Here is a 12,538-nt window from a genome sequence, read left to right as displayed (position 1 = left end):
CTCAAAAAGGCAGCCCCGACATGCGTTTCCCGAATAATACTCGGATGGTCTACGACCACCCTGCGTTTTTTCGGTCCAACGATTCGGGGCTAAACGCCTTTTTTCCCACTCTCCAGCTTTTTTTATTTTATTTTTATTGCAAAAGCTTCGTATGGAGCCAGGCTACTAGAGAGTTCTTCCGAATAATTTGTGATTAACCATTTTTTTACGCTAGGAACGAAATCTAACTGATATCTTTGATCGCTAGGACTAAAATTAACCATAACCAGCAATTTTTCGCCAGCCAATTCGCGCAAATAAGCTAATACATTGGTATTTCCAGTCTCTACCTTTGTGTAATCACCATCGACTATAACTGGTTCAGTTTTCCGTAAATCGATTAACTTTTTGTAAGTATACAGCAAAGAATTGCTATCTTCCAAAGCAGCTTCCACATTAATAGTCTCTGTGTTTCCTGTAGGAAGCCAGGGAGTTCCTTTCGTAAAGCCACCTTTAACGCCATTATTCCACTGCATCGGATGCCGTGCATTATCTCTTCCTTTTGCGTTTATCGACTTCATGATTTCTTTTTCAGAATAGCCCTGTTGAATTCTTTCTTTATACATACGTATGCTTTCGATATCGTCCACTTCAGCAATACTGGATACGGGATAATTGATCATCCCAATCTCTTCTCCTTGGTAAATATAGGGAGTGCCTTGCATAAAATGAAGATAGATCGCCAGCATCTTGCCACTCAGTTCACGATAACTTCCATCATGTCCCCAACGAGAAATAATCCTTGGCAAATCATGGTTGTTCCAAAACAATGAATTCCATCCTTTTCCAGATAGTTCCGTTTGCCATTTTGAAAAAACATCATGCAGTTCTTGAGGTTCGAGCGCCTTCAAATCCCATTTTCTTTTTCCCGTTTGCTTATCTAAGTTAATGTGTTCAAATTGAAAAACCATCGACAATTCTTGACGGTTCTCATCTGAATAGAGTTGCGCAATTTCAGGAGTCGCTCCCCATGTTTCGCCTACCGTCACGACATCATATTGTCCAAATGTTTTTTGATTCATTTCGCGAAGCAATTCATGAAGCTTCGGTCCATTTTTAGTAATTTCTTGGTCTGGTATTTTACCAATCAAATCAATCACATCCAGACGGAATCCACCAATCCCTTTTTCTAGCCAAAAATTCATCATATCCCAAATGGCTTCTCGCATTTTCTCATTTTCCCAATTTAAGTCGGGTTGCTTTTTAGAATGGAGATGCAAGTAATACTCGCCTAATTCTGGAACATAGGTCCAAGCTGAACCACCAAAGTTAGAAATCAATCCATTCGGTGGTCCTCCATTCTGGTCTTTTCTCCAGACATAAAAATCATGATAAGGATTGTCTGGACCTTTTAAAGATTCTTGAAACCAGCGATGTTCATCGGATGTATGATTCACTACTAAATCCATAATAATACGAATGTTCCGTTTTTTTGCTTGTAAAATCAGCTCATCCATATCTTCCATGGTTCCGTACTGTTCACCAATTTGTTCGTAATTACTGATATCATAGCCATTATCATCATTAGGGGACTCATATACTGGACTCAGCCATAGAGCGTCTACCCCTAAAAAGGCCAGATAATCTAACCGTTGAACTATTCCCTTTATATCTCCGATCCCATCATCGTTCGTATCTTGGAAACTACGCGGATAAATTTGATAGATAACCGCTTTTTTCCACCAATTAGTTTGCATCCATCTTGCTCACTTTCAAAATGTCTTCTCCAGTTTGAACGCTTGTTTTTTCAAGTAATTCGATTTGTTCGAATGAATCTGAGTTTGTAACAACCATGATTACTGTATCATCATAACCTTCATCTAAGATTCCTTCACGATTAATGATTGCTAACACATCTCCTTTTCTTACTTGCTCTCCTTGCTTTCTAGAAGTCTCGAAGTGTTTTCCATTCAAGTTAACCGTATCGATTCCAATATGGATAAGTACTTCAGCACCGCTTGCTGTCTGCAAACCGTATGCGTGTTTTGAAGCATTTACCACAGTAAGCAATCCATCAGCAGGAGCATATATTGTATTCTCATTTGGTTTGACTGCGATTCCTTTTCCCATCATTCCAGAAGAAAATACAGGATCATTCACATTTTCCAAAGCAACAACTTCACCACTTACTGCTGTTCCAATTACTTCTTCTTTTACCGATGCATGGACAGTTTCTGACACTGCAACTACAGAAGAATTGCTTTCTACACCTTCTGCAAGCGGCTCGCCCATTTTATTTTTTCCATAGACATATGTCATTCCAAAAGACAACACCAAACTTACAACTACACCGATCATGAAATAAGGAATAGATGCTGGTGCAATAGAGATAAAGCCAATTACGCTAGCTGGTCCCATTGCAACCGATAGGACGTGGAAGAAACCAATTACCGCACAAGCAATACCAGAAGCAATCATCCCAATAATGAAAGGAAATTTAAGTTTCAGATTTACCCCAAAAATAGCTGGTTCAGTGATTCCCAGTAATGCTGAAGCACTGGCAGAAGAAGCTAAACTCTTTTGCTTTTTATCTTTCGTCAAGAAGAAGACTGCAAGCGCTGCTCCCCCTTGCGCAATGTTTGCCATAGATGCAACTGGGAAAATGAAAGAACCTCCTGTACTGGCAACATCAGCTAGTAATGTTGTTTCAATAGCTGGGAAACTTTGGTGTAGACCAGTAATAACCACTGGTGAGTAAATCAGGCCGAAAACGCCTAAACCAATTGCTCCTGTTGTATCATACAGCCAAACCAATCCATTGGTCATTCCATCAGAAACCATGCGCATAATGGGTCCCACTACAATAAATGTTAAAAATCCGGTAATAATGATTGCTAACATAGGGGTAAAAGTAAAGTCAAAGGCTTTATGTATTCTCTTATGGAAGAATTTTTCAAGATTTGCCAATATCCACGAAACAGCTAACACAGGCAAAACAGAACCTTGATAGCCTGCTTGTGCAACATTTAGACCAAACACATCCCAATAAGGCATACTGCCGTCCGCAATTGCATTCGCAACTCCGTAACCGTTCACAAGATCTGGCATTACCATTACCATACCCATTGCAGCTCCCAGATATGGATTCCCTCCAAAGCGTCTGGTTGCAGAAAAACCAACTAAAATAGGGAGAAACGCAAATGGCGCAGAAGCTAACAAGTTAATAATACTCGCTAAATCAGTAATGCTTGGAAACATCTCTACTACTGATTGAGGTCCAAACAGATTAGGGGATGTTAAAACATTATTGATAGCCATCAATAAACCACCAGCAACTAATGCTGGAACAATTGGCACAAAAATATCAGACAGAACTTTAATCATTGCCATTACTGGATTTAATTTTTTTCCGTCAGCTGCTACAGCTTTTAAATCTTCTGTTGAAGCCTCTTTCACTCCAGCAAGTTTTACAAGCTCATCGTAGACATTATTCACATCTCCAGGACCAATAATAATTTGATATTGATTATTAGCTAAAAAAGTCCCTTTCACATCATCATTGTTATCCAATGACGTTTGATTGATATTGTCATTGTCTTTTAAAACTAAACGTAACCTTGTAGCGCAATGAGCAGCTGCCTGGATATTGTCCTTCCCTAATGCAGCCAATATTTCCTCTGCGACTTTTTTGTGATTCATAAATTTTTCCTCCTTAAGTTGAAATCGCTTTTTTCATCAATAGTATTACATGCTAAAACAATAATGTCAAACGCTTATCAAAATATTTTTAGAATAAAAATAAATTAACTACTAACGCTGATATTATAACTTTTGTATTGTTATACGTTTGACAATTTGATTTGAAAAATGTATGATGTGGGCAAGAATACGCTTACGAAAAGGAGTAATTTTATGACTCTTATTAAAAATTGGACAACAGAGTTACGCTATCAACATTACGACAAATGGCCCGAGGATTATATAAAACAACTAAAGAAGCAAGTATCTCAATCGAAATGGCGCTTAAATTATCACGTTCAACCAGAAACTGGATTATTAAACGATCCAAATGGCTTTTCCTTTTTTAATGGAAAATGGCATCTATTTTACCAATCCTATCCAATGGGAGCTGTCCATGGACTGAAATCATGGTTTCATCTTACTTCCACTAATTTAATCGATTGGCAAAAAGAAGGAGCGGACTTGCTCCCTGATAGTCCATACGACAGTCATGGTGTCTATTCAGGTTCTGCGTTTCCACTAGACGATCGACTTTTTTTAGCTTATACAGGCAATGTTCGAGACAAGGATTGGAATCGATTCTCTTATCAAATGGGAGCATGGATGGATCAAAACAATCAAATCGAAAAAGTACAGCTACCATTAATAGAACAGCCTCCAAAAGGATATACACAACATTTTCGTGATCCACAAATTTTTGTTTATCAAAATAAATATTTTATGGTAATCGGTGCTCAAAACGAAGCACTGGAAGGAAAAGTTTTGACATATATGAGTACAGATTTACAAAATTGGGAATTACAAGGAGAACTGGATTTCTCTGAGCATCAAATGGGCTTTATGGTTGAATGTCCGAATCTAGTATTCGTTGATGGAAAAGCTTTGCTCCTTTTCTGTCCTCAGGGCTTGGAAAAAGAAATTTTACCGTATCAAAATATCTATCCGAATACGTACGTAGTCGCTAACGAGTTCGATTCAGAGAATAACCGTTTAACCAATCCTAGCAGTTTAAAAAATCTGGATGAAGGGTTTGATGTCTATGCAACTCAAGCCTTTAACGCTCCGGACGGACGGGCTCTAGCAGTTAGCTGGATTGGATTACCGGAGATTACTTATCCAACTGATCGTGAAGGCTGGGCTCATTGTTTAAGTCTCACAAAAGAGTTAGCCATTAAGGACGGTATGCTTTTTCAAAATCCTGTTGCTGAAGCGAAAGATTTGCGAGTAAAAGAATACAAGCTGCACGGACAGCTTCATGCTGAACCACAAGCAATCAGCACTTCAATAGAAAATCAATATGAACTGAATATAGAGTTCGAACAAGGTGCAAAAGGAAAACTGACACTGTTAGCAGACCAAAAAGAAAATACAGGATTAGAACTTTCTTTTGATACCGAGCGTGGTACAATGATAATCAACCGAGAAAATGTTGGAATCAGTTTTGGTGAAGAGTATGGTAATCAACGAGAATTCTCCATTCCACAAGGGCCGCTTTCATTGCGAGTATTTGTTGACTCGTCGGTCGTTGAAATTTTTATAAATGATGGAGAAAAAACCGCTACTGCTCGTGTGTTTCCTAAAGAATCAAAAAATGATATTTTGCTATCTGGCAGCCAAAGTTCATTTTCCGGTAAATTATGGACCTTGCGTTCAACGAAATGAGAGACAGAAATCAATGACAATCAAGTTAACAGACGTGGCAAAAAAAGCTGGTGTCTCTCCAACTACCGTCTCACGTGTGATTAATAATTACGGTTCACTCAGCCAAAAAACGATTGATAAAGTCCAAGCCGCTATGAAAGAATTAAATTATCAACCGAATTCCTTGGCACGCTCTTTGCAAGGAAAGAATACTCAATTAATCGGTTTAATTTTTCCTACTGTTGCCAATCCATTTTATGGAGAGTTAGTTGAAAAAATTGAAACCAAACTTTTTGAATTAGGTTATAAAACGATTCTATGCGACAGTGCAAATAATAAAGAAAAAGAACGAAGCTACATTAACATGCTTTCTGCTAACAAAGTAGATGGAATCATTGCTGGTGCTCATAATTTAGGCATTACAGAATATGAAAATATTGGACTGCCGATTGTTTCTTTTGACCGTTATCTTGCAGACGGAATTCCAATTATAGGTAGTGATAATTTTCGCGGAGGCTATTTAGCTACAGAGAACCTTTATCTCCATGGCGCTCGTAAAATAGCGATTTTGACAGGTAGTCAAGAGTCAGACTCTCCTACCAACCAGCGATTAAATGGATATTTATCATTTTTAGAAGAAAAAAATATCGATTCCCATATTTTTCAGTTCCATACAAAAGCGCGATCAACAATCCTGAAAAATCTTGAAATCAAACGTATTCTAGAGACAGAAGATATTGACAGTATCTTCTGTACAGATGACCTTACTGCTATCCTTGTCTATAATCTCTGCCAAGAATTGGATATCAATGTTCCTGAAGAAATGAAAATTATTGGCTATGATGGCACGAAGTTTATTCAGAATTACTTTCCATACTTATCAACAATCGCTCAACCGATAAGTGATTTCGCTGATTTACTAGTGGACCTGTTACTTCAACGAATCCAATCGCCTGATAAACCTTTAGCGAACAATTACGAGCTAGCTGTTAAATTAATCCAAGGAAAAACTTCTTAAAAATCTTGAGTTCAATTCAATTGTGAATTGAACTCTTTTTTTGCGAAAAAAGATTCTCTGTCAAATAAAGTTAGTGTGCTTAAAAGTATTGGCTTTACAATTTTTGATACGAATGGATTTGCTTGCTTTGTTAAGAGCCCGGAGAAGACCATCTGAATAGCTCGATTTGTCCCAACTTTGTTTTTTATCAGATAAAGATACCGATTAAAGTGGACACTTTCCTTGATAAAAATAACTTATCAGCTAAAGTCTTCTTTTTTACAACCCTCTTTCCTTGATAAATAATTCCTATCTTCCTAGTTGGGTTATGAACAGCATTTCAAATATATTTTCAGCCTTGATTTTAATGTTTACATTTAAGTAATTCACATTTTCCATGAGTCTACAACAAGCACTCTTTGAAAGATACGTTTTTTGGAATTATCTCTTTATTTTTTCTCTCTATTTCGTTTTTCTTTCTTAATTTTAGAAGTTATCCCACTTATTGACAGTCAAACCACAGCTTATCCACAAAAGTTATCCACATGTACACATGTTCGCTCCCATATTTAGTGCTTTTTGAATTGTTAAGACTAAATGTAGGTTTTGTAAAAAAATTGTTAACTGGACAATTCGCCTACTTATCAACACAACAGATTCACAATTAAAACACTTATTTAGATGATTTTGTAGGCTTTTTTTCACAATCTCATTAAAGTTATCCCCATAAACTGTGGATAAGTGTGGATAAGTCTCTATCTAAAAAAGGACGGTTTAACACCTTTCTTCTGACTTATCGACAAGAGATTTATTTTTCCCCAGTTCTTATCCACAATTTTTGACTTTCATCTTTATTTCCAAAAAAAGAGCGCCGAGATAAGCTCGACGCTTTGGTTGATCTTCATTAAATCACTATTTCTTGAACTTGGCCTGTTTCATCTTTTTGATAATATTGGGCTTGTGCCTGCCACAAGTCATAATATTTCCCTTCGGATTGGCGAACAAGCTCTTGATGGGAACCTAATTGAACCAATCTACCTTCGTCAAAAACAGCAATGCTATCACAGAAACGACAACTGGATAATCGGTGAGAAATATAAATAGTTGTTCGACTGCCCGTTACATCCGCAAAGCGTGTATACATTTCATATTCAGACAAGGGATCTAAGGCTGCTGTTGGCTCGTCTAAAATAACGATCGGTGCTTGTTTATAAATAGCTCTCGCCATTGCAATTTTTTGTGCTTCGCCACCGGATACCTCAATCCCATTTTCATCGTATTCTTTGTATAGATAGGTTTTGAGGCCAACCTTCAATGAAGCAAGTCGTTTAGAGAAACCAGAATGGTTTAGAGAAGTCACGATGCGGTCTTCATCTATCTCGCTACTTGCAGCGACATTCTCCCCTAACTTAAAGCCGTATAAATGGAAATCCTGGAAAACAACCGATAGTAACGACAAATATTCTTGCTCATTGTATTTTCGAATATCAATGCCATTGAGTAAAATTTGCCCTTCTGTTGGGTCATACAAGCGACAAATCAGCTTGATAAAGGTTGTCTTTCCAGATCCATTCATCCCCACAATCGCTAACTTTTCGCCGGCAGATAGACTGAGATTAATATCTTTTAAAATAAATTGATCGCTGCCTGGGTATTTAAAGGAAACATTCCTTGCTTCTAGTGTGTACTGATTGTCTAAGCGTTTTTCAACAGGGAGTGTCCCTTGGTGGCGCGTACTCTTCATGTCTAAGAAATCAAATAATTGTTGTAGCCCAACTGAATTATTAATAAATTCGGTTAGTTTTTCTAAGAAGGCTGGCATTTCACGAATTAACAAGCTTGAAGCGCCTGTATATTGGATGACAGCGCCCGTTGAAATTGCGCCGTTTAAGGTTTTGCCTATAATCCATAGGTAAGTGAATGACAGAATCAAATAGGATAAAACAACTGAAATGACGCTAACTCTGTTCACCGTTTGATTGATGTCACCCATGGTTTTTTCCACTTGATATTCACTTTTTTTGAAAAAAGAGTCATAAATCGGGCCTTGATGGTACATTCTAATTTCTTTTCCTGACCTGAAATTATTGAGAATGGGATAAATGGCACCCATTAAATTGTTAATTTGAACGCCATCTTGAATAAAGTTATTAAATCGTTCAAGCGACCATTTGTTAACGTATAGCACAATCATAATAAAGCCAATTAGACTTAAAAAGAACAAGACGATCAACCATGGTGAATCGACATTGAAAAAAAAGCGTTGGATCGTTGACTGTGATCGGATTAAAGGGATGATGAATAGCAGACCAATTAAAATGGTAATGGTGTGTTTAACCATATCCTTGGTCGAGCCAAACAGGCGAAACATCCCGATACCACCCGTCATTTCGTTCATTCGAATGCTACTTAGTTTCTCTTGAACAGCGATATCTTCAACAAATTGGTAGTCCATATGAATCATCTTTTTATTCAATAGCATTTCTTTTTTGTCCATCGCACGGTAAATTAAACTCTCTCTGGTGTGAGCTAAGCCATTAGCGATGGCTGAGACGACAAAATTAATCAGTAAGGCTGCCACAACATAAGCCAGCAAGCGCTGATTAAACTGGCCCGTCATAAGTAAGTCTAAAATTCGGCTTGTAAAAAAGAATGGTAGGAAAGGAATGATTGCTTCTAGCGCTCCCTGTGACACACTTACCCACAGTAATCTGGGTTCTAATTGATGCATGAGCGCAATTCCTTTTTTATTAAGCAGTAGTGATTGAGTCATTTACTTTTCCCTCCCATTCTTCTTGATAGTATTGACTTTGGACTTGGTACATATCTGCATATTTTCCTTTTTTAGCTAGTAGCTCTTGGTGGCTGCCCTCTTCATAAATACTGCCGTTTTCTAGATACACAATCCGGTCACAGAACCGCGTTGAAGACAGGCGATGTGAAATAAAGAGAGATGTTTTATTTTGAGAAATAGCATTATAAGCCAAGTAAATCTCATTTTCAGCAATCGGATCGAGCGCAGCTGTTGGCTCATCCAAAATCAAAACGGGTGATTGTTTGTACAACGCACGAGCGAGCTGTAGTCGTTGCTTTTGACCGCCTGATAAATCAACAGCTTTTGCATGGACGCGCTTCACTAGTGGCGTTTTCCCGCCTAATGGTAATTTAGCCAAAATCTCCGCCATACCAGCTTGCTCGACAGCTTCTTCATAAGATAGACTATATTTTGTTTTCGCTTGTTGGATCGTTTCTTCAATCGTAATCGGTAGTTCAAAATAATCCTGAAATACAGCTGAAAAAAGATCGAGGTAGCTGTCTTGATCAAACTCTTGTTGCGGAATGCCATTGATTAGTATTTCCCCAGAAGTCGGTTGGTACAAGCCGCATAACATCATAATAATAGTTGTTTTACCTGCGCCATTCACACCGACTAAGCCTACTTTTTCGCCTGCTGTAATTTTTAGGTTCAAATCATGAATGGTATCTCGGTCGGCATTAGGATAACGGTAGCAAACCTGACGAAATTCAATGTCAATCGGCAAGCTTAAATCATCTGTCTTACGGTTGCCAGTCGATTGAACTAAATCTAGCTCCATAAAATCACGGTAGTCTTGAACTTCACTACTAAGATGGCGAAAGTCCGCTAAGTCAATAAACAAGCCATTTGTCCACTGTGAGATGCTAGCAATAATGCCAATGTAAAAGGAAAAACTAGCGACAGACAAACTGCCATCAATCACTTGATTAATCAATAACCAATAAGCTAATGCGTCACGAATCATGCCAAATAAAGAGGATAATAGCGTTCCCTTAAATTGACGTTTCACTAACTGACTCATCAGTGAAAAACGAGCCGCATAAATCCGTTGAAACTCATCCTCAAACCAACTTTCCATATGAAACAGTCGCATATCTTTAACTGCTTTAAAATCACCTGTATGGTCTACAAGGTATTTGGTTTTCTTTGATAAAGGGGCTTGTTGGCGTCTAATTGATTCTGATAGACGGTTAGTACCTAAACTATAGCCGTACATTAGGAGCGAGAAAATTGTGATAACCGCAATAATGAGCGGATGAAGTTGCCCAATTAAATAGCCATAAATAAGCAATCCTAAACTATCTCTTAAAAAATGATAGGATACCGTAAATATTTTTTGGAAAGCACCATTATTATTCTGGGTAGGCTCGCCTGCCTTTTGAAGCTTACTGATATTTTCAGGTTGCTCTAATTTTTGGAAAGGCAAATATAATAACTTGCGACTAAGTCCCATCATGTTCGAAACTCGAAACATGTTCCCGCCTGAATTTTCATAATTGCTCATCGTCTCTGAAATAATCATACAAACAGCCGTTAAAGCAAGTAAGGCGTAAAAAATAAGTTGTGCCTGATTCCAGCTTTGGTTACCACTCACGATCGAAATGATTAGGGCAATGGTTGCTGATGTTAATAGTGGCAGTAACATATCGGCAATAGCTCTCAAAACGAAGCTAATAATATGCTTAGGTCCTTCCCGCCACATTTTTTTATATAAGTAAGTCACATTTTGTAAAACAGAATATGTTTGTGTTTCTTCCATTTCTCTCACCTCTGCTATAGTTTACCAACAATTCTCGCTTAAATTAAAAAATGACCTTGAACGGTCATTTTTTGGGTATGAGTGGTTAAAGGGGTAAAAGAATCTCTGTCGCAAACACGCCTTCTTCATGCTGGCGATTGACATAACCATTATATTTTTTCGCTGTTTGATCAATTCTCTTTAAGCCAAAACCGTGCTCTTTACCTGTTTTTGTTGTTGAATAACCACCAGCTATTTTTTTCAACACTTGATTCATACTATTGGTAACAGAAATATAGAGTTGCTGTTTCATCACCGTAATATAAACCCGGATAAAGCGTTCGCCCGCATCTTCAATGGTCAAACAGCCTTCTATCGCATTGGACAGCAAATTACCAATCAACACCCCTAAATCCACATTACTAACAGCTAAATTTGAAGGGATCTCGGCAGTGACATTTAATTGAATGTCGCGCGCTTCAGCGAGTGATAACTTACTATTTAAAATCGCATCTGCCATAACGTTGCCCGTACGAATGGATAAATCAATAGTTACTAGATCTTCATCCAAATCAGCTAAATAATTCTCCAATTGGGGTAATTGATCTAGTTCTAAATAGGCCTTCATCGACTGGATATGATTCTTATAGTCGTGGCGCCAGCCCCTCATCTGCCGATAAATATTTTCAACTTCTTCTGCATGCTGTTTAAGCATATCGGTTTGCGTTTCGACCAACTGTTCTTGGCGTTTTTTCTGAAGAAAATAAAAGGTTATCGTTAATACAATCAGGAGCACAACAAGTAGCATTAAAATAAGTTCTATTTTAGTCATTGGGCATCCTTCCTAAAGTAAGAAATGAAGGCTTGAGCCACATCTTTTGAGTTCCTTCTCGAAATCGGAATGACCAGCTCATTAGCCATGATTACTTCTGACTTTTTTACACGTTCAATATGCTGGCAGTTAATTAGCCAGTTTCGGTTTGTTTGAATAAATTGCTTGTTGTCTAACTGCTTCATAAAATCCTGCATACTTGTTTTAAGGCTATAAGTGCTAGTTGTGGTGGTTATGACTAGTTCTTTACCGACGATTTCTGCACAAATCAATCTAGATAGTGGGAGTTTTACTTGTTCATCCTCAATCGGTAAAACGATAACCGCTTCTTCCTTGGGGATGGTCGTCAGCACCCGATCCAATACGGCATAAAGCTGGTCTTTTTTGACGGGTTTAATTAAAAAGTCGCTAGCAGAAACACGGTAGCCTTCGCCGATGCGTTCTGTCATTCCGGTAATAAAGACAATTTTTAATTGATCTACTGTCTCGCGGATTTTTTCAGCTAAAGCAACACCATCCAGCTCTTCCATTTGAATATCGAGAAAAAGTAAATCGACAGCCTTATTTTCTGCATATTCAAATAAAAATGCTTCCGCACTTTCAAAAATAGGTAAATGAAACTGAATACCACGCTCGACCGCATAGTCTGCTAATATTTTTTGAATAAATTTGGCTTGAATCAACTCATTCTCACAAATCGCCAATCTATATGTCTGCAAAATAGTCACCTCTTTCTATTATTATAATGAACTAGGCTGATTTTTGACATGACTATTTTTAAATAGTAGATAC

The 12,538-nt window shown here is 37.8% G+C and carries 8 protein-coding genes; 2 read left to right on the top strand and 6 right to left on the bottom strand.

Going from position 1 to position 12,538, the window contains the following annotated elements; all coding sequences use genetic code 11:
- Positions 1–122 precede the first annotated feature (122 nt).
- The gene (locus BW721_RS09810; RefSeq protein WP_076768287.1) at positions 123–1,736 is read right to left on the bottom strand and encodes a glycoside hydrolase family 13 protein; all 1,614 of its coding nucleotides are present in this window, start codon (positions 1,734–1,736) and stop codon (positions 123–125) included.
- Entirely contained in the window at positions 1,726–3,678 is a 1,953-nt protein-coding gene (locus tag BW721_RS09805; protein ID WP_076768285.1) for a sucrose-specific PTS transporter subunit IIBC, read from the bottom strand. Before BW721_RS09805 ends, BW721_RS09810 begins: the two co-directional genes overlap by 11 nt.
- Positions 3,679–3,891: 213 nt before the next feature.
- On the opposite strand from BW721_RS09805, the gene BW721_RS09800 reads away from it, so the two are divergent.
- Positions 3,892–5,382 carry a sucrose-6-phosphate hydrolase gene (locus BW721_RS09800; RefSeq protein ID WP_076768283.1) on the top strand — a complete coding sequence of 497 codons (1,491 nt, stop codon included), beginning with the start codon at positions 3,892–3,894 and terminating at the stop codon, positions 5,380–5,382.
- 13 nt (positions 5,383–5,395) lie between these two features.
- The gene (locus BW721_RS09795) at positions 5,396–6,379 is read left to right on the top strand and encodes a LacI family DNA-binding transcriptional regulator (RefSeq protein ID WP_076768281.1); all 984 of its coding nucleotides are present in this window, start codon (positions 5,396–5,398) and stop codon (positions 6,377–6,379) included.
- 883 nt (positions 6,380–7,262) lie between these two features.
- On the opposite strand, the gene BW721_RS09790 is transcribed toward BW721_RS09795, so the two are convergent.
- The 4 genes from BW721_RS09790 to BW721_RS09775 form a co-directional block, all read right to left on the bottom strand.
- Positions 7,263–9,131, bottom strand: coding sequence for an ABC transporter ATP-binding protein (locus tag BW721_RS09790; RefSeq protein ID WP_076768280.1), 1,869 nt, complete (start codon positions 9,129–9,131; stop codon positions 7,263–7,265).
- On the bottom strand, positions 9,109–10,935 hold the full coding sequence (locus BW721_RS09785; RefSeq protein WP_076768278.1) for an ABC transporter ATP-binding protein: 1,827 nt from the start codon (positions 10,933–10,935) through the stop codon (positions 9,109–9,111). The genes BW721_RS09790 and BW721_RS09785 overlap by 23 nt, the downstream gene beginning before the upstream one ends.
- Positions 10,936–11,020: 85 nt before the next feature.
- Positions 11,021–11,746, bottom strand: a complete 726-nt coding sequence (locus BW721_RS09780; protein ID WP_083686854.1) for a sensor histidine kinase — start codon at positions 11,744–11,746, stop codon at positions 11,021–11,023.
- Entirely contained in the window at positions 11,743–12,465 is a 723-nt protein-coding gene (locus BW721_RS09775) for a LytR/AlgR family response regulator transcription factor (protein ID WP_076768277.1), read from the bottom strand. The genes BW721_RS09780 and BW721_RS09775 overlap by 4 nt, the downstream gene beginning before the upstream one ends.
- Between the last annotated feature and the right edge of the window lie 73 nt (positions 12,466–12,538).

The sequence above is a fragment of the Jeotgalibaca sp. PTS2502 genome (assembly GCF_001975685.1).
GTDB lineage: Bacteria > Bacillota > Bacilli > Lactobacillales > Aerococcaceae > Jeotgalibaca > Jeotgalibaca arthritidis.
This window is presented reverse-complemented; position numbering and strand designations above follow the sequence as displayed.

Coding starts and splice junctions, on each gene's coding strand:
- BW721_RS09780 (WP_083686854.1), bottom strand. CDS start 11,746: ATGACTAAAATAGAACTTATTTTAATGCTACTTGTTGTGCTCCTGATT.
- BW721_RS09805 (WP_076768285.1), bottom strand. CDS start 3,678: ATGAATCACAAAAAAGTCGCAGAGGAAATATTGGCTGCATTAGGGAAG.
- BW721_RS09795 (WP_076768281.1), top strand. CDS start 5,396: ATGACAATCAAGTTAACAGACGTGGCAAAAAAAGCTGGTGTCTCTCCA.
- BW721_RS09800 (WP_076768283.1), top strand. CDS start 3,892: ATGACTCTTATTAAAAATTGGACAACAGAGTTACGCTATCAACATTAC.
- BW721_RS09790 (WP_076768280.1), bottom strand. CDS start 9,131: ATGACTCAATCACTACTGCTTAATAAAAAAGGAATTGCGCTCATGCAT.
- BW721_RS09785 (WP_076768278.1), bottom strand. CDS start 10,935: ATGGAAGAAACACAAACATATTCTGTTTTACAAAATGTGACTTACTTA.
- BW721_RS09810 (WP_076768287.1), bottom strand. CDS start 1,736: ATGCAAACTAATTGGTGGAAAAAAGCGGTTATCTATCAAATTTATCCG.